The organism is Candidatus Eremiobacterota bacterium (genome assembly GCA_031082125.1).
Lineage (GTDB): Bacteria > Vulcanimicrobiota > CADAWZ01 > CADAWZ01 > Ess09-12 > Ess09-12.
In genome coordinates, this window is sequence record JAVHLM010000004.1 from 105,091 (window position 1) to 122,818 (window position 17,728).

Here is a 17,728-nt window from a genome sequence, read left to right on the forward strand (position 1 = left end):
CTTTGGCGGGAATTAAAAAAGGAGGGGGACTGGCCCCCTCCTTAAAGAGGATCCTAGTACATGTCCATTCCGCCCATGCCGCCCATTCCTCCCGGGGGCATCCCATGTCCCATGGGGGGCATCTTATCCCTCTCAGGCTTCTCACACACAAGCGTCTCGGTGGTGAGCATCATAGCCACGATGCTTGCCGCATTCTGGAGAGCCGACCTTGTCACCTTCACGGGGTCCACGACGCCCGCCTTGAACATGTCGGTGTATTCATCTCTCAGGGCATCATAGCCGTGGTTTTTCTCGAGGCCTTTCACTTTCTCCACGACTACTGAGCCTTCTTTGCCTGCGTTGAAGGCAATCTGCCTGAGGGGCTCCTCAAGGGCCTTTTTCACGATATTGGCTCCTATGAGCTCATCGCCTTCAAGCTTCATGTGATCAAGATGGTGGAGGATGTTGATGAAGGTCACGCCTCCGCCCGCCACAATTCCCTCTTCCACGGCAGCCCTTGTGGCTGAGAGGGCATCCTCCATCCTGTGCTTCTTCTCCTTGAGCTCTGTCTCGGTAGCTGCGCCCACCTTTATCACGGCTACGCCGCCCACGAGCTTCGCGAGGCGCTCCTGGAGCTTTTCCCTGTCAAAATCGGAATCGGTCTCTTCTATCTGTTTCCGGATCTGCTCGATCCTGGCCTTGATCTCCTTCTCTGAGCCGCGGCCCTCAACGATTGTCGTATCCTCCTTGGTGACTTTCACAAGGTTTGCCTTCCCGAGGAGATCGGGAGTCACCTTGTCAAGCTTGAGGCCCAGCTCATCGGCAATGACCTGCCCGCCCGTGAGCACGGCGATGTCCTTGAGCATCTCCTTTCTCCTGTCACCGAAGCCAGGGGCCTTGACGGCCACTGCCTGGAATGTTCCCCTGAGCCTGTTCACCACGAGGGTGGCAAGAGCCTCGCCTTCCAGGTCCTCGGCAATAATCACAAGAGGCTTCTGGAGCTGCACCACTTTTTCCAGGATCGGCAGCAAATCTGCAATGGCGCTGATCTTTTTCTCGGTAATCAGAATGAGGGGATCCTTGAGCTCGGCAATCATCTTTTCCGAGTCTGTGACGAAATAGGGTGAGATATAACCCTTGTCAAACTGCATTCCTTCCACGTGCTCAAGTGTCGTCGTGATGGTCTTGGACTCCTCGACGGTGATGACGCCGTCCTTGCCGACCTTTTCCATCGCGTCGGCGATGATGTTGCCTATCTCGCTATCGTTGTTTGCCGCGATTGCCGCCACCTCGGCAATTACCGACTTTTTCTCCACGGGCTTGGCGAGCTTCTTGATCTCCTGCACGCACTTTTCCACGGCCTTCTCTATGCCCTTCTTGATGAAGAGCGGATTGGCGCCTCCCGTGACATTTTTCATTCCTTCCTTGATCATGGCCTGGGCCAGGACCGTGGCGGTCGTGGTGCCGTCACCGGCGATGTCGTTCGTCTTTGAGGCCACCTCGCGGAGAAGCTGGGCGCCCATGTTCTGGAAGGGGTCATCGAGCTCTATCTCCTTGGCTATGGTCACGCCGTCATTGGTGATGGTCGGAGAGCCGAATTTCTTGTCGAGGACCACATTGCGCCCCCTTGGCCCCAGCGTCACCTTTACCGCCTCAGCGAGGGCATTCGCTCCTTTTTCCAGGGCCTTCCTGGCCTCTTCATCGTACAAAAGCATTTTTACTGCCATTTCATTATCCTCCTTATTTTTTAGCTCGCAGATCTCTACCCTATGATGCCCAGAAGCTCGCTCTCCTTGATCATCAGGTACTCCTCGCCGTCAATCTTGATCTCAGTGCCGCCCCATTTGGAAAAAAGCACCCTGTCGCCTTCCTTGACCTCCATGGGAACAATGGTGCCGTCTTCAAGCATCCTTCCCTTTCCCGCAGCCATCACTTCGCCTTCCATGGGCTTTTCCTTTGCGCTGTCAGGGATTATTATCCCTGCCTTGGTCTTTTCCTCCGACGGGATAGCCCTCAAAATGACCCTGTCACCCAGGGGTCTGATTTTCAGTGCCGTTTTTGCCATAAAGCATCCTCCTCTCTTTTTAGCAGTTAAATCACTTGATTGCTAAAATCATTTGTAATCTATTTTCGCATGAATTGCAACATTCAGAATTCCCTCTTTTTCTAATGAAATCTCTCTAAAGATGCATCATTTGCCAGTTAATGAAGCTTTTAGCAATCATGGTAAATAATTGCTAAACCATCGGCGGCCGGGCTGATCATGGAGGGGAGGAAGGGAAATCAGGACACGGCGCGAGGCTCAGCGGTAAGCGGGCTCGATGAGACCCTGCACCGAATCATACTGGGGGAAGTCCGGGCCGCACATTATTTCCTTGTGAAATGAGCCCCTGCAATAGATGGTATAGGCGTCTCTTCCGGCGTTGAGCATGTAGCTCTCCCTGTAGGTGTCCCTCCCGGCAGAGGGGCAGGTGGGAATTATTTTAAGGTACATGGGGGTGACCTTTTCAATGGTAAGGGGGTACAGCTTGTCATTATCAGAGGCGTACATCTCAAGAGCAGTCCCTATATTCTTGACGTTGCTCTTGCAGCCCGTGAGCTGGCCGGAGGAGCGGGCCCGCATGATATTGGGAATGATTACAAGGGCGGGAAGGCCTATGATGAGGGTGATCCCCACCAGGACCTTGGCAGCCTCCCGGGCCGAATCAGAATCAGCTCTCACCAGCGAGGAAACCAGGGCGCAAAGAGAGAGAAACCACAGAACCAGGATGCCGATGACTCCGGCTATCAGGAAAAAGGGCCCCACGTAAGGAACGCACCCCATCATCAAGAACATTATAAAGATTACCATTGCGGTCCATGGACTTGAGATGAAGGGGATGATCTTCTGCGGCGCCGTGGTTGTCACAGGCGCTGAGACCGGTGGGAGAGGAGCCTGGGGGGACGGGGCAGCCTGAGGGGAAGGCGGCGAAACGGTGCTGCCCTTATGGGCTTCTATATACTGCTTCAGGGATGCGGCGCTCTGGAAGCGTTTGTCCGCGTCATTCTCCAGCAGGCGCGAGAGAAGGCCGGCAAACCAGGGGGGAGCTCCGGCGGCATAGGCGTTGACGGGCGGCACGTTAAAGACGAACTGCTCGAGATCCTCGCCTGTCACGAGGAAATAGGCCGTCGCCCCCAGGGAGTAAAGATCGCTCCTGCTGTCAGTCTGCTTCTTCCCATACTGCTCTGGAGCTGAAAATCCTGGTGTCCCCATCACGAAGGTATCACGCACCTTTTCGGGGGCGAAGTGCCTCGCGATCCCGAAATCAATGAGCTTGGCCCTGCCCCTGGTGGTGATCATTATATTTGAGGGCTTGAGATCCCTGAATATCACCGGCGGGATCTGGGAGTGGAGGTACTGCAGGATATCGTTGATCTGAATGATCCAGGGGAGGACCTCATCAACCTCAAAGGGCCTCCCCCTTTTTACAAGACGGGCCTGGAGGCTTTCGCCCTCCACATATTCCATGACCAGACAGTGTCCGCGGTCAGTGGCGAAATGGTCAATCACCTTGGGAAGCCCGGGATGGTTGAGAGATTTCAGTATCCCGCACTCCTGCTCAAACATGGCAAGGGCATCGTGCTGCTCCGCGGGATCCAGGAGGGTGCTGAGAATCTCCTTGAGGGCCCACCGCGCGCCAGGCTGCGCCAGATCGTCCACCAGATAGACAGTGCTCATCGCACCTTTCCCAAGAACACTGACAATTCGGTATCTTTCCGATACCACTGTGCCGGCATCAAGCTCCATGCTCTCGCATTCCCTTCCCTCAGAGATCTTCCCCACTGAGCATGTTCATCAGGAAAGGGATGAATCCTCCGCGGGAACCTGATATTGATGAAGTGAACCGGTAGATCCCCCATGAAAAATTGATCTTGCCTGCCTCTTGTGCTATAATAATGAGCCGGAAAGGCCGCAAAGGAAAGAAGGCGAGACTTTATGAGCATAACTGAAATAGTGACGGTCCTCGCAGGGGCGCTTGCCATCTTCTGGACCCTGGTCCAGATAATTGCCCATGCCCGGGGGCAGGATTCCAGGAACCTCAAGATAGCTGTTCTGCTTGTGGTGGCCCTTGCGGTTTTTTTCGCTTTCCTTCAGGTTATCAAGCCCCGTATTCCCGATTCGCTCAGGGTAAAGCTGCCGGCAATGACACCCCAGGTCCCCCACACCGTCATCATAATGACGACGGCAGCGGCGCCTCCCAACCCGTCGCCGCCCCCGACCGCCAGCAGTCCCGTCATCACCCCTGAAGCACAGCCTCAGCCCGCTCCCACGGCCAGCCCGGCACCTGAGGAGACACCCCCTGCGGCGCCTCAGCCCTCTGAGTCCATGGAGGCATCTCCCTCAAAGACGATGATGAAATCATCATTCATCATCGATATCTCCCGGAACATGCTGGGAGGCATCGGCGGCATCTCTGCCCAGTGCACTTTTGCAGAGCTGGGAGGCAGGGATGTAGAGATAGTTTCCTACTTTATCACCATCGCCTACCAGGACGATTCTGCCTCTTCAGGCGGTGCTTCGAATGTGAGAAACCTGGAGAGGGCTCTCAAGGAGAGGATCCTTGTCCCCGCCAACAAGACCGTGGAGAAAAAGGTCTCCTTTGACAGCGAGATAGGCGATCTTCTGCTGAAATCAAAGAAGTCCGGCGCCCAGGGCTCTGTTTCGATAGTATGGACGGGGAGAGATCAGGATGGGAACCTTATCACCTCGGAAACAGCCCCTTCCAGGGTAAAATAAGAATCCCGCCGCTGCAGGAGACTTGATTGATCCTGCATAATTCCTTCTCAGGGATACAGGCCATGAGGCAGGTTACACCATGCATGAATGCCCCTTCTGCTCGCCTGACGAGAGCCGGATCATAGCAAGGAGCGGACTCTGCTTCGCCCTGTATGACCTCTATCCCGTCAACAAAGGCCATGCCCTGATTATCCCCTCAAGGCATTTTTCCAGTTATTTTGACGCCCTCGCTGACGAGGTGGGCGATATGCACGCCCTGCTCCTGAGAGTGCAGTCCTTAATCAACGAAAAATTCAGCCCCGACGGGTACAACATCGGCATAAACTGCGGCGGGGCAGCAGGGCAGACTGTCATGCACATGCATATTCATCTTATCCCCCGTTACCGCGGGGATATTGACGACCCGAGAGGGGGCGTGAGGAAATTAAAGCACAATCTTGTTGAATATCCAGAGAATTGCACCCATCATAAGTAAGGTCACAGGTTATGGCAGTACAACCAGGTTCGGTATTGAACGGGCGCTACCAGGTGATGAGAGTCCTTGGCGAGGGAGGAATGGCCCGGGTATATGAAGCGCAGGATCTCTCGTCAGCACGGCGCTGTGCCATCAAGGAGATGGAAGACAGCTTCCAGGACGAGGAGCTGAGGGCATGCGCCATTACGCAGTTCAGAGGGGAGATCACCCTGCTCTTGGGCCTCTCCCATCCAAACATCCCGAGAGTCACCGATTACTTTTCCCATCAAGCAAGCTATTTCATGGTCATGGACTTCATCGAGGGCAAGGACCTGGACAAGCTTCTCAAAGAGAGGGGTGCCCCCTTTCCCGAGAAAACCATCATGCAGTGGGGCATTGAGCTGTGCAGGGTCCTGTTCTACCTGCACATCCAGAAGCCGCCCGTCATTTTCAGAGATCTCAAGCCCAGCAACATCATTCTCTCCGCCCGGGGGACCCTGGTGCTCGTTGACTTCGGCATTGCCCGCATATTCAAGGCCCATAAGCGGGGCGACACTTTCCATATGGGCACTGAGGGCTATGCGGCTCCCGAGCAGTATCTGGAAAACCGCCAGAGCGACGGCAGGACTGATATTTACGCCCTCGGTGCAACGCTCTATCACCTGGCAACGGGACAGTCGCCTCTTTTCCAATTTCCGCACCTGCGGGACCTCTCGCCCGACATTGCGGCAATCCTCAGGAAAGCAACGGACCTTGACCCTGATGACCGCTTCTCCTCTGCAAAGGAGATGAGGATTGCCCTGGAAAAAGCCTGCGGCATCTCCCCTGACAGGAGGCGCCCGGCCATCGCCATGGCCGCTCCTTCTTCCACATCCACGGACAAGACATCGTATATGATAGAACGGTCCTCACCAAAAGAGGCGGTGAAATACTGCGACAAGTGCGGGGCTCAGATAAGGGCGAAAAGCCGTTTCTGCAACAGGTGCGGCGCCCGGGCCTGAGGGCCTGTCAGGATTCCTCGGGCGGAAAGGCGATGGTGCAGGTGAGGCCCTTTTTTGACTCCATCTTCAGGGTCCCATGGAGCTGATCTTCCACAAAGAGCTTTACAAGGTGAAGCCCCGTGGTCTTCAGCATGTCAAGAGAGAAATCACCGGGGAGGCCCTTCCCGTTGTCGCTGAAGATAATTTTTATGTCGCTGTTCGCTTTGACGGTGATGGTGATGGTGCCTTTCTTCGTACCGTTGAAAGCGTGCTTCAGGGAGTTTGAGATAAGCTCGTTCAACACAAGACCGCACGTCATTGCCTTCTCTGAACATATCTGCACTTCGCTTATATCAATGTTCAGAGTCACCTCGGCCCAATTCTCAAAAGTACTGACGATGTTCTTCGCGAGATCGGTGAGGTAGGGCTTGAGGCGCACCTTCATATAGTCCCCTGAATCCTGGAGCTTCCCGTGAATGAGGCCAATGGCCTGGATGCGCTTCTCAAAATCCAGGAGAACCTGCGCCACTTCCTTGTTCCCCGACGATGCCGCCTGGATTCTGAGAAGGCCCGAGATGGCCTGCATATTATTTTTTACACGGTGGTTGAGCTCGCGCAGAAGCAGGTGCTTCTCCTCAAGGGCAAGCACGAGCTTTTCGTTGGCCTCCTGGAGCTCGTGGGTCCGGAGATTCACCAGGTCTTCCAGGTGCTCCCGGTATTTCTTGAGCTCCTTCTCAACCTTTGAGCGGTAGAGGCCCATTTCCAGGGCATGCTTGAGGTCATTCGAGCGGATTGGCTTCAGCATATAGCCGAAGGGCTCCGTCAGCTTGGCCTTTTCCAGGAATTTATCTTCCGTGTGCCCTGTCATGTAAATGACCGGGATCTTGTAGATGGAATTGATGAGGCCTGCCGTCTCAATGCCGTCGAGGGAGTTGGAGAGCACGATGTCCATCAGCACGATGTCAGGGTTGTGATCAAGCATCTTGTCAAGGGCTTCCTTGCCATTTGAAACGCTGAAAACCACCTCGTGTCCCAGCGTTGAGAGCATGATAGTGAGCATATCCACAAACTCATCATCATCATCAACTATGGCAACGCGTGCCTTGAGAATAAGAACCACCTCCCGGAACAAAAGAGCGGCCTTCTCTAGTATAACAGCTGAAAGGCCTATGGTATATCGGTCATTTGCGTTAAATGGCAATAGGTCGATTGGCTAAAAATGAATAGGTCGATAGGCTAAAAGTGAATAGGTCAATAGTCTTAGTGACTGCAGGTCATCTGCGGCAAGGATTCTCCACATCGGGACTTTCAGGTAACAAAAACGCCGCACCCTGCCTGCGGGGCAGAGGACGGCGTCATGATCAGAGGATTGAAGCTCCCTACCAGCCCAGGCCGAACTGGCCGGTCTGCATTTTGTTTCCCACCAGAATGGAGAGGAGCAGGCCTCCCACGAAGCCTCCCATCGCGCCAAGAGGCCCCAGCACCGCACCTGTCGCCGCGGCTGTGGCCGCTGCTCCGAGGGCTACAGGGTAATGGGATGCCATGTTCTTCCAGAAATTGCTGTGATCTGTATAGACAACCTTGGCATCCTTGATTCCCTCGAAGCTGTCGGGCGCCACAGCCTGCTTGCCGAACACGTTGATCAGGGGGGTGTCAATCTTGTTCGGGACGCTCTGGAGAGCTCGCTGCACCAGCTCTGCGCAGTAGATTGACTTGTCGTCCTTCAGGCTGAAATCGGAGTCATAAGGCTTTCCAAGCTGGCTCCTGCAGTAGGTGACGGCAGCTTCCCGATCTTCCGGTGTCTTGTAGGGAGGGCGGATGATCTCCACCAGAATGCGCCCTTCGAGGTATTCACGCAGGTCATTCTCCACGACGCCCTTGCCGCTGGGATCGCCCGTGGTGGCCTCTATGAACTTCCCGTCGCCGACATACATTGCCGCGTGGGTGTAATCCGAATTCATCGTGAGCTTTTCAAAGCGCTGCCAGCCGGGGTAGGCATTATTGGTCTCCAGGATGACGTCACCGGGCTCAATGAGCTTCAATATCTCCTCCCGGCGCTCGTCGGTGATGGAAGGTGTCGTGGTGGGCACCCGGATATCAAGGATCTTGGTGAACCAGTTCCCTGCGCCGCTCTTTCCCTCCTGTTGCTTCATTGCGAGGGGAGTATCGGAAGGAACCTGGTGCGTGAAACTGTCCACGGCTTCCTGGTTTCTGGGGGTCTCCTCACGGGGAGCCAGAGGTTTTTCGGGGGGGATGAACGATGAGCGATCACCAATCTGCATGGGCCATCTCCTTTTGCCGCCAGGCGGAAACCTGCACGCCTGTGAAGGCTTTGATTGGCTGCCCGCGGCAGCCTAATGACATTATATACTGAATCTTCAGGAAAGGCAAGATCTTCGCCTCCAGGAGGTATAAGAGCGCCGGTGAAGAATTCTGGATAGAAAGCCTCATCAAATAACCATACAGGATTGAGCCCAATGAGGTACAAGCCAAGAACTCTCGTAATGATGGCGCTCTTTATTGCCATTTCCATCCTGCTGAGGCGGATTCTCACGATCCACCTTCCCGTTGGAATTGTCAACTTTGCAGGCTTTCCCATAATCCTGGCGGGGTTTCTCTTCGGCCCCCTTGAAGGAGGCCTCGTGGGAGCCATCAGCGATATCCTCGGCTACCCCCTTTTCCCCGAGGGGCCCTATCTGCCTTTTTTCACCCTCACTTCGGCCCTTACAGGCATAATCCCGGCTTTAACAGTTAAATTTTCAGGCATCAGGGGGCAGATCCCCCTGTGGCTTCTCATCCTGGCAATTTTTACCGGCCAGTGCATCACCAAGGTCCTGCTGGTGCCTTATATTTTTTCAGTTTACTTTGGCGTGCCCTTTGTCCTGAAGGCAGCAGCGAACTTCGCTGTGGAGATCATCCATACGCCGCTCTATGCCATGCTTGCCCAGCCAGTCCTCATGCTGTACGGAGCGATGAGCGGGCCTGAGCGCACCGCGGCAAAGGAGTTTCCCGCCACAGGCTCGATAGGCTGCGCAAAGCTGCCCTGAAGGGGAAAAGAAAGGAGATACATATGTCTGGAGCATCGTTGCATGTGCCCTCTGACCTGGAAATCGCCCAGTCGTCAAAAATGGAGCCTATCGAAAAGATAGCGGAAAAGCTGGGTATCCCTTGCGATGATATTGAGCTTTACGGCAGATACAAGGCCAAGGTCTCCCTCGATCTCATCGCAAGGTTGAAAGACAGGCCTTCAGGGAAATACGTGGTCATCACGGCCATCACTCCCACTCCCCTTGGCGAGGGGAAAACCGTTACCACCATAGGGCTCTCCATGGGGCTGGCCAGGATAGGGAAAAAGGTCTGTACCGCGATACGACAGCCCTCGCTGGGGCCCGTTTTCGGGATCAAGGGTGGCGCCGCAGGAGGCGGCTATTCACAGGTCCTCCCCATGGAGGACTTTAACCTCCATTTCACCGGCGATGTCCATGCCGTAGGCCTTGCCCACAACCTGCTCTCGGCATTCATCGACGCCTCGCTCCTCCACGGGAACCCGCTCGGCATTGATCCTCACTCTATCCTCTGGCCCCGGGTCGTGGACGTGAGCGACAGGGCCCTCAGGCAGATAATTGTGGGGCTCGGGGGCAAGGAGAACGGCTCCCCCCGCGAGACAGGCTTTGACATCACCGTGGCTTCAGAAGTGATGGCGATTCTCGCCCTTGCGAAGAATCTGAAGGATCTCCGGAGCCGCCTCGGCAGGGTGGTGGTCGGCTTTACGAAAGACAAGAAACCTGTAACCGCCGAGGACCTGAAATGCGCCGGCGCCATGGCGGTGCTCCTCCGTGACGCCCTTAAGCCCAACCTCATCCAGACCATCGAGCACACTCCCTGCTTTGTCCATGCAGGTCCCTTCGCGAATATCGCCCACGGGAACAGCTCCATTGTGGCCGATCTCATCGCTATCAAGAGCGCCGGGTACCTCGTGACGGAGAGCGGTTTCGGTGCCGACTGCGGCGCCGAGAAGTTCATGGACATCAAGTGCAGGGTAAGCGGCCTCGTGCCTGACGCGGCCGTCATTGTCGCCTCGGTGAGAGCTCTCAAGATGCATGGAGGCCTGGGCAAGGTCGTGGCCGGCAAGCCCCTTCCCGAGGAGCTTACCAGGGAGAATATCCCTGCCCTTGAAAAAGGCTGCGAGAACCTTGGCAAGCATATCGAGAACATGAGGCTCTTCGGGGTCCCCGTCGTGGTAGCCGTCAACCACTTCACTTCCGACACCGAAAAGGAGATAGAGACCATAAGGAAGATAGCCCGCGATGCCGGCGCTGAAGACGCTGTGGTAAGCCAGGTCTGGGCGAAGGGCGGTGAGGGAGGAAAAGATCTCGCCGAGGCAGTGGCGCGCGCCGCCGAGAAGCCTTCGCAGTTCAGGTTCCTTTACGAGCTGGATATGCCCATAAGGGAGAAGATAGAGACCATAGCCACAAAAGTGTATGGCGCCAAGGGCGTTGAATTCGCCCCTGCCGCCCTTGGGAAGCTCAAGCTTTACACTGAGCTTGGCTTTGACAGGATGCCTGTCTGCATGGCAAAGACTCATCTCTCCCTCTCCCATGATCCCAGGAAAAAGGGCTATCCCAGGGATTACCTGCTTCCCGTGAGGGACATCAGGGCCTCGGTGGGGGCGGGATTCCTCTACCCCCTCTGCGGCGATATGAGAACCATGCCGGGGCTTCCCTCGGTCCCTGCCGGTACAAGAATTGATATTGACAATGAAGGAAGAGTGGTGGGATTATTCTGAAGGCTCATTGTGACGTACTTGTCATCGGCGGCGGCCTTGCCGGCGTGACGGCATCCATTGCGTGCGCCGGGGAGGGCCGCAGCGTGCTCATTGTTGAGCGCCAGTCCTTTCTCGGGGGGCACGCGGCGTCTTTCTGCTGCAAAGCGGCGGAGAAATGCCTGGAATGCGGCCTCTGTGCCGCAATGGGCCGCTTCAGGAGCCTTGCCGGGAACAGGCTTGTTGAAAAGCTTTTCTGCTCCGAGGTGAGCAGCTTTTCCGGAGAGATGCCGCCTTTCTCCGCCGAGATAACGGTGAGGCAGAATCCGGTTGATCCTCTTGAGTGCACCTCATGCGGGCTTTGTGAAGCCGAATGCCCCGCCGGGGCCGTCACGAGGAATCATGAAGCCATCCCGCCTCAGTTCTATGTCATTGACGGGGTGAAATGCCTGAGGAGCGCCGGTGAGTCCTGCTCACGATGCGCAGATCTCTGCCCTGCGAAGTGCATAGATTTCTCAAGGACCTCAAAGATCGTGGAAGTGAATCCCAGGGCTGTTATCCTTGCGGCAGGCTATGACTCTCTCGATGCCCTCTCGCTTCCGCAGTACGGATACGGCAGCATTGAGGGAGTAATCACGGCCCATGAGCTTGAGGGCCTCTTAGCATCACAGGGGGAGCTTTCAATGGCTGGCCCTGAAGGCAGGCCCCGCCGGATCGCCTTCATACAGTGCGCGGGCAGCAGAAATCCCCACAAGGGAAGGGATTACTGCTCCACCGTCTGCTGCCCCTATGCCCTGCGCCTGGCAAGGATGATACGCCACAGGGATCCCGCCGCTGAAGTCACAGTATTTTACATTGACCTGCAGCCCGTGGGAAAAAGTCATGGCGCCTTTATCGAGGGGTGCCGCGGCGATGAGAAGCTCAGGCTCCTGAAAGCCCTCCCTGCAAGACTCAGCCCTGTCACCGGCGGCGTTTCCATAGAATATGAGGAAATGGCGAAAGGCACAAACGTGGTTGAACAATTTGACCTCGTGGTGCTCTCTACGGGCATCACCCCGTCGGGGGGAAATCACCTCTTGGAGTCCCTTTACGGGATCTCCCTCACCAGGGACGGATTCATAAAGACTCTTGAAGACGGCTCTACGGGAAGGGAAGGAGTTTTTGCCGCCGGATCGTCCACCGCTCCCATGGACATGGAAGGGACCATCATAAGCGCCTCTGCGGCAGCGGCCCGCGTCATCTCGTACCTTGGAGGGGAACGGAATTGAAGAATATAGGAGTCGTCATCTGCGACTGTGGAGGCACCCTGGCCGGGAAGCTCGCCACATCCTCACTGAAGGATGCAATGGCGGCGCGGGGAGCATCGCCCGTGGAGATCCATTCACGGCTCTGTGCCCCCGAGGGGCTTGATTTCCTGAAAGAGCGCTTCAGCGGGAAGAGCGACGCCCTCGTGATAGGAGCCTGCGCGCCAAGGCTTTACGAGAGCCTCTTCCGCTCCTGCTTCGAGGAGAGCCCCTCCAGGCTCAGCCACATAAGCATCAGGGAGCACTGTGCCTGGGTGACTGCAGATAATGCCCTGGCGGCATCCAAGGCCCTTCACCTCGTATGCCGCGCTTACGGGGCCATTGAGAAGGACGTTCCCCGGGAGCCTCTGCCTGCAGCCCCGCTCCCCGCCGCCACGAGGGAGGTTGCCGTGATTGGCGCCGGTATAGCTGGCATTTCTGCCGCATCACTTCTTCTGAAGATGGGCTATCCTGTGACGCTTGTTGATGAATCGGAGACCCTGCCTCCAGGCGTCGGCGAGGCGGCAGGTGCCGCGCGTCTTATTGGCACAATCGAGGGTATTGAAGGGCAGGCGGGAAATTACAGGCTCACGGTGAGCACCAGGGAAGGGGCCGTGGAAAAGAAGACTGGAGCAATGCTTATCGCCACAGGCTTTGACAAGAGCAGCGATTTGACGGGATTTCCGCCGGAGCTTCATCCCAGGATCCTGGGCGCCGCGGGGCTTGAAAGCCTCCAGGGCGCCTCATGCCCAAGGGGAGTCATTTTCGTCACCGATATTTACAGGGATATGCCGCCATGCTTTTACAGGAAAGTGCTGGAAGCCTCCCTGGACCTCAGGAAGAAGGATATCAACGTCACCGTCCTTTACCGCAATATGAGGGTAACCTTTGAAAACGGCGAGCGTCTTTACCGCGAGGCCCGGGAGAAGGGAGTGCTTTTCCTGAGGCCCGGCCCGGCCCCTGTAATGAAAGCCATGGAAGGCGGCATGGAGCTTTTTGTCGAAGACACGCTTACCTCCGTGGGTGGGCGTCCCGCCATGGTGAGGGTCGCTGCAGACTATGCAGTGGCTCCCCTTGTTCCGGGCCCTCTCAAGGGCGCATCGGATCTGGCGGCCATGGCAGGCCTTGGCTGCGATGAAAGCGGTTTTTTTCAGCAGGATAACGGCTCTATCCTTCCCGGCCGGGCAAACAGGAGAGGAATATTCTTCGCAGGAGGCTGCCGCGGGCCTGTAGATGGAACAAGGGCGCGCCAGGAGGGATACAGTGCTGCCTGTGCCATCCATGCCTTTTTCATCGGCTGCGGAGACAATTGCGAGGCGCCTGCAGTGAAGGCTCAGGTCGCACCGGGGCTCTGTGCGCTCTGCCTCACCTGCGTGAGGACCTGCCCTCACAAGGCTGTCGAGGTGGCTTTCGGTGACGGCGAGGCAGTGGCGCCGGCAGCACGGGTATGCCGCGAAGCCTGCGAGGGATGCGGAATCTGCGTCGTTGAGTGCCCTGCGGCGGCAATATCGCTCGAGGAGGACAGGCCTTGATAACTCCCGTGGTAGCTTTCTGTTGTGAGAATTCTGCCTACCTGGCCGCCGATGCATGCGGGAGCCTCAGGATTGGGCTTCATCCGGATATCGTCATGGTGAGGGTTCCCTGCATCGGCTCCGTGAAAGAGATTGACATACTGAGGGAGCTTGAGGAAGGCGCCCGGGGGGTGGTCCTCGCGGGATGCCATAAGGATGCCTGCCACCATCTGCAGGGCACATGCCGCGCGGAAAAGAGGGTGGAAGGTCTTGGGGCTCTCCTCAGGGAGTGCGGCATCGATTCCGGGCGGGTCAGGTATTTTGCCGTCTCGCCCCGGGAAGCCCGGACCTTCGCCGCGATGACCGGTGAATTCGCCTGGAATCTGACAAGGGGGAACAATGAACATGAACCTGGAGAGTAACTCAGGGGCATCTGCCGCAAGGGGGGTAAGCTCGTGATAATCGCGAAAAGAAAGCCCCTTGAAGAGATCCTGTCCATGATAGAGCCTTATAAGAAAGTGCTCGTGGCAGGGTGCAACGGCTGCGTTGCCATCTGCCTGGCCGGCGGCGAGAAGGAGGTGGGTATCCTGGCCTCTGCGCTCCGCCTTGCCCGCAGGCAGAAAAAGCAAGAACTGTTGACGGTGGAGCTCACCATCGAACGGCAGTGCGAGCATGAATTCATAGATGCCCTCACGAAGCCTGTCTCCGAATGCGAGGCTGTCATCTCCATGGCCTGCGGCATCGGTGTCCAGGCCCTGGCGGAGCGTTTCAGGGACCGCTGGGTCTTCCCCGGCGTGAATACCGAGTTCCTGGGGATGCCTGTGGAGCAGGGCGTCTGGAACGAGTATTGCGCGGCCTGCGGGAACTGCCTCCTGGGGATAACGGGCGGGATCTGCCCCGTGGCACGGTGCTCCAAAAGCCTGCTTAACGGGCCATGCGGGGGCACTGAGAAGGGGAAGTGCGAGGTGGACAGGGAGCACATTGAGTGCGCCTGGCACCTCATTTACGAGAGACTCAAGGAAAAAGGGCGCCTCGATATTCTCGACGAGCTGCAGAAGCCCAGGGACTGGAGCACCAGCCGCGACGGCGGTGTAAGGCGCATTGTGAGGGAGGACATGAGACTATGAAGGCAGGGAGCACCCTTGAGAAGGTTCTGAAAGAGGGGCACAAGGCAGTCACTGTCGAGCTCGGCCCCCCGAAGAGCGCCAATGCCGCCGTGATAGAGAAGAAAGCGGGCATCCTGAAAGGTTGTGCCGATGCGGTGAACATCACAGACAACCAGACGGCCGTGGTGAGGATGTCAAGCCTGGCCTCATCGGTGATAGCCCTCAGGCTGGGCCTGGAGCCTGTGCTCCAGATGGTGACGAGGGACCGCAACAGGATAGCCCTCCAGAGCGACGTGCTCGGCGCCGCGGCGCTGGGGATAAAAAATATCCTGGTCCTCTCGGGAGATCACCAGAAATTCGGGAATCATGGGGGGGCAAAAAACGTATTTGATATAGACTCGATACAGCTGCTCTCCGTGTTGAGGACCATGCGTGACGAGAAAAAATTTCAGAGCGGCGACGTGATGAAAGTGGAGCCCAGGCTTTTCCTGGGGGCGGCCTGCAATCCCTTTGCCGATCCGCTTGAGCTCTCGGTGATGAGGCTCGCAAAAAAGGTGAGAGCCGGCGCCGATTTCATCCAGACACAGGCTGTCTTTGACCTGGAGCGCTTCAGGGAGTTCATGAAAGAAGTCTGCGCCAGGGGCCTTCATGAGCAGACGGCTATCCTGGCCGGCGTGGTGCCTCTCAAATCGGTCAAAGCGGCCCTCCATATGAGAGACAATGTGGCCGGCGTAGGGATGCCCGACTGCGTGATAAAAAGGATGGAGGGGGCCTCCGATCAGAAGGAAGAGGGGAAGGCACTTGCCCTTGAGACCATCAGGGAAGTGCTTGCGGTGCCCGGAGTGAGAGGCCTGCACCTCATGGCCATAGAATGGGAAGAGGCGGTGCCTGAGCTCGTGGAGAAGGCTGGGCTTCTGCCAAGGCCGACTGTTTCCCAGGAAAGCCCCGGCAGGTAGGGGAGGAGAAAGTGGAGCTCTTTATAGATCTTGAAAAATGCGACAGGGCCTTTGCAGGCGAGGTGGCATCCATGCCGGGAGGCGAGGCGGTGAGGAGATGTTTTCACTGCGGGTGCTGCGCCGCGGGATGCCCCGTGCGTGAGATCGAGGAAGCCTACAATCCCCGGAGCATAATAAGAAAGATTGTGCTGGGCCTCCGGGAGGAGGTCCTCAGAAGCGACTTCATATGGCTCTGCTCGGCCTGTTATAACTGCCAGGAGCGCTGCCCCCAGGAGGTGCGTATCACCGATCTGATGGTGGTCCTCAGGAACATGGCAGTAAAATGCGGCTTTATCCATCCCTCCTTCAGGAAGCAGGTGGAGCTTCTTGCAGGCACAGGGAGGCTTTACGAGATTGAAGACTTCGACAACAAGAAGAGAAAGAAATCGGCGCTCCCGATGCTTCGGAAGGAATTCCCCGAGGTGAGAGCCATCCTGGAGAAAAGCGGCATCATGGCCATGGTGTTTCCCAAAGAGGCCGGGAAAGCCGAGGAGGGGAAGAAGCTTCCCCAGGAAGATGAAAGAGGCCCTTCATGAAATACGGACTTTTCATGGGCTGCACCATCCCCGTGAGGGCTACCCATTACGAGCTCTCTGCCAGGCGCATCCTGGAGAGGCTTGGCATCGAAGTCTCAGATATTGAAGGATTTTCCTGCTGCGGCTTCCCCCTCAAGTCGGTGGACACCCATACTGCCGAGCTCATTGCGGCCAGGAACCTCGCCTGCGCTTCGAAGGAGGAGATGGGAATATGCACACTCTGCAGCGCCTGCACCTCCATGCTCACCGAGACTGCCCTCAGGCTCGAAGAACCTGACACGAAGGAAAAAGTGAATGGAGCCCTCTCAGAATTTGGCCTGCAATATGAGAAACCTGTCAAAATAAGGCATTTTGCCCGCCTCATAGTGGAAGAGGCGGGCTCCGAGAAGATTGGAAGCCTGGTCACCAGGCCCCTGAAAGGCCTCAGGCTCGCTGTCCATTACGGCTGCCATTTCACCAAGCCCTCTGAGATCTATGAAGGCTTCGACAGCGCCGAGATTCCCCGCACCATTGACGGGATACTCGCTCTCACGGGCGCGGAAACCATCGCCTATTCGAGAAAGACCTCATGCTGCGGTGGATCGCTGCTTGGGATAAACGAGCAGATAGCCCTCTCCATGGCCCATGGCAAGCTCCATGATCTGAAGGAGTCCGGCGTTGACGCGCTGGTGCTGGTCTGTCCTTTCTGCAGCGTGATGTACGATGACAGCCAGAAGAAGATAGAGACTCAGTTCTCGGAAGCCTATAATCTCCCGGTCCTTTACCTCTCGCAGGTCCTGGGCCTCGCGATGGGAGTTGAGGATAAGGACCTGGGATTCAGGCTCAACAAGGTGAGCGTCCAGCCACTGCTTGAAAAGATATCACTCCGGGACGCGGAAAGGAGGTGAATGACATGAAGACCATACTCATAGTGGAGGATGAACAGAGCGATGCGGATCAGCTCGTGGCGGCCCTCAAGCCCTTCAGCAGCAAAATCAGCATCATGAGCGCCGGCAGCGGCAAGGAGGCCATGGAGTGCCTTAAGAAAAAGCCCGCTGACCTTGTGCTCCTTGACATCTCTCTCCCGGGATACATCTCGGGAAGCAACCTCCTTTTCAGACAGGAGTTCAAGGAGCTCCCCGTGATTCTCGTCTCTAAAATGGAAGAGATAGATCTGAAGGTAATGAAAGTAAAGTTCCAGAATATCAGGGGGTATATCACAAAGCCCGTCGATGCGGAGGCTCTCAGGCAGGCCGTGTCTGAGGCGCTTGGTATCTAGTAGGAGACTGCAGAGGTACATTGAACTGATTCAGGGGTGGGAACTGACGAAGCCTGTATCGCGGCATTGCGTTGTCATAAATGAGGT

18 protein-coding genes are annotated in these 17,728 nt (G+C 56.7%); 13 read left to right on the forward strand and 5 right to left on the reverse strand.

From position 1 onward, the window contains the following. Nucleotides 1–53: 53 nt before the first annotated feature. The 3 genes from groL to RDV48_06125 all read right to left on the reverse strand — a co-directional run bounded on the left by groL (nucleotide 54) and on the right by RDV48_06125 (nucleotide 3,802). Nucleotides 54–1,706 carry a chaperonin GroEL gene (gene groL / locus RDV48_06115; protein ID MDQ7822352.1) on the reverse strand — a complete coding sequence of 551 codons (1,653 nt, stop codon included), beginning with the start codon at nucleotides 1,704–1,706 and terminating at the stop codon, nucleotides 54–56. Nucleotides 1,707–1,741: 35 nt separating this feature from the next. After that, nucleotides 1,742–2,029 carry a co-chaperone GroES gene (gene groES, locus RDV48_06120; protein ID MDQ7822353.1) on the reverse strand — a complete coding sequence of 96 codons (288 nt, stop codon included), beginning with the start codon at nucleotides 2,027–2,029 and terminating at the stop codon, nucleotides 1,742–1,744. A 252-nt stretch (nucleotides 2,030–2,281) separates the two neighbouring features. After that, entirely contained in the window at nucleotides 2,282–3,802 is a 1,521-nt protein-coding gene (locus tag RDV48_06125) for a protein kinase (protein MDQ7822354.1), read from the reverse strand. Nucleotides 3,803–3,955: 153 nt separating this feature from the next. Here RDV48_06125 and RDV48_06130 point away from each other — a divergent pair, with 153 nt between their 5' ends. The 3 genes from RDV48_06130 (at nucleotide 3,956) to RDV48_06140 (ending at nucleotide 6,211) form a co-directional block, all read left to right on the forward strand. Continuing rightward, entirely contained in the window at nucleotides 3,956–4,756 is an 801-nt protein-coding gene (locus RDV48_06130) for a hypothetical protein (GenBank protein MDQ7822355.1), read from the forward strand. A 79-nt stretch (nucleotides 4,757–4,835) separates the two neighbouring features. Then, nucleotides 4,836–5,231, forward strand: a complete 396-nt coding sequence (locus RDV48_06135) for an HIT family protein (protein MDQ7822356.1) — start codon at nucleotides 4,836–4,838, stop codon at nucleotides 5,229–5,231. A gap of 11 nt (nucleotides 5,232–5,242) precedes the next feature. Next, complete coding sequence (locus tag RDV48_06140) at nucleotides 5,243–6,211, forward strand: protein kinase (GenBank protein MDQ7822357.1); 969 nt, start codon at nucleotides 5,243–5,245, stop codon at nucleotides 6,209–6,211. Nucleotides 6,212–6,218: 7 nt separating this feature from the next. Here the strand turns inward: RDV48_06140 and RDV48_06145 are convergent, their stop codons facing one another. Further along, nucleotides 6,219–7,322 (reverse strand): histidine kinase dimerization/phosphoacceptor domain -containing protein, encoded by a 1,104-nt coding sequence (locus RDV48_06145; protein MDQ7822358.1) that lies wholly within the window; start codon nucleotides 7,320–7,322, stop codon nucleotides 6,219–6,221. Between the two features lie 247 nt (nucleotides 7,323–7,569). Further along, nucleotides 7,570–8,472, reverse strand: a complete 903-nt coding sequence (locus RDV48_06150) for a YiiX/YebB-like N1pC/P60 family cysteine hydrolase (GenBank protein ID MDQ7822359.1) — start codon at nucleotides 8,470–8,472, stop codon at nucleotides 7,570–7,572. Between the two features lie 195 nt (nucleotides 8,473–8,667). On the opposite strand from RDV48_06150, the gene RDV48_06155 reads away from it, so the two are divergent. The 10 genes from RDV48_06155 to RDV48_06200 are packed head-to-tail and all read left to right on the forward strand — an operon-like array spanning nucleotide 8,668 to nucleotide 17,641. Beyond that, complete coding sequence (locus RDV48_06155) at nucleotides 8,668–9,237, forward strand: folate family ECF transporter S component (protein ID MDQ7822360.1); 570 nt, start codon at nucleotides 8,668–8,670, stop codon at nucleotides 9,235–9,237. A 23-nt stretch (nucleotides 9,238–9,260) separates the two neighbouring features. Then, nucleotides 9,261–10,976 carry a formate--tetrahydrofolate ligase gene (locus RDV48_06160; protein ID MDQ7822361.1) on the forward strand — a complete coding sequence of 572 codons (1,716 nt, stop codon included), beginning with the start codon at nucleotides 9,261–9,263 and terminating at the stop codon, nucleotides 10,974–10,976. Between the two features lie 23 nt (nucleotides 10,977–10,999). Beyond that, the gene (locus tag RDV48_06165; GenBank protein ID MDQ7822362.1) at nucleotides 11,000–12,220 is read left to right on the forward strand and encodes an FAD-dependent oxidoreductase; all 1,221 of its coding nucleotides are present in this window, start codon (nucleotides 11,000–11,002) and stop codon (nucleotides 12,218–12,220) included. Continuing rightward, entirely contained in the window at nucleotides 12,217–13,767 is a 1,551-nt protein-coding gene (locus RDV48_06170; GenBank protein MDQ7822363.1) for a hypothetical protein, read from the forward strand. Before RDV48_06165 ends, RDV48_06170 begins: the two co-directional genes overlap by 4 nt. Then, nucleotides 13,764–14,168: a hydrogenase iron-sulfur subunit gene (locus RDV48_06175; protein ID MDQ7822364.1), complete on the forward strand. Its 405-nt coding sequence runs from the start codon at nucleotides 13,764–13,766 to the stop codon at nucleotides 14,166–14,168. The genes RDV48_06170 and RDV48_06175 overlap by 4 nt, the downstream gene beginning before the upstream one ends. Before the next feature lie 33 nt (nucleotides 14,169–14,201). Then, nucleotides 14,202–14,873, forward strand: coding sequence for a methylenetetrahydrofolate reductase C-terminal domain-containing protein (locus RDV48_06180; GenBank protein ID MDQ7822365.1), 672 nt, complete (start codon nucleotides 14,202–14,204; stop codon nucleotides 14,871–14,873). Then, nucleotides 14,870–15,808, forward strand: coding sequence for a methylenetetrahydrofolate reductase (locus RDV48_06185; protein ID MDQ7822366.1), 939 nt, complete (start codon nucleotides 14,870–14,872; stop codon nucleotides 15,806–15,808). The genes RDV48_06180 and RDV48_06185 overlap by 4 nt, the downstream gene beginning before the upstream one ends. Nucleotides 15,809–15,819: 11 nt before the next feature. After that, entirely contained in the window at nucleotides 15,820–16,383 is a 564-nt protein-coding gene (locus tag RDV48_06190; protein MDQ7822367.1) for a 4Fe-4S dicluster domain-containing protein, read from the forward strand. Further along, nucleotides 16,380–17,270 carry a heterodisulfide reductase-related iron-sulfur binding cluster gene (locus tag RDV48_06195; protein ID MDQ7822368.1) on the forward strand — a complete coding sequence of 297 codons (891 nt, stop codon included), beginning with the start codon at nucleotides 16,380–16,382 and terminating at the stop codon, nucleotides 17,268–17,270. The genes RDV48_06190 and RDV48_06195 overlap by 4 nt, the downstream gene beginning before the upstream one ends. Nucleotides 17,271–17,275: 5 nt before the next feature. Then, nucleotides 17,276–17,641, forward strand: a complete 366-nt coding sequence (locus tag RDV48_06200; GenBank protein MDQ7822369.1) for a response regulator — start codon at nucleotides 17,276–17,278, stop codon at nucleotides 17,639–17,641. The last annotated feature ends 87 nt before the right edge of the window (nucleotides 17,642–17,728 follow it).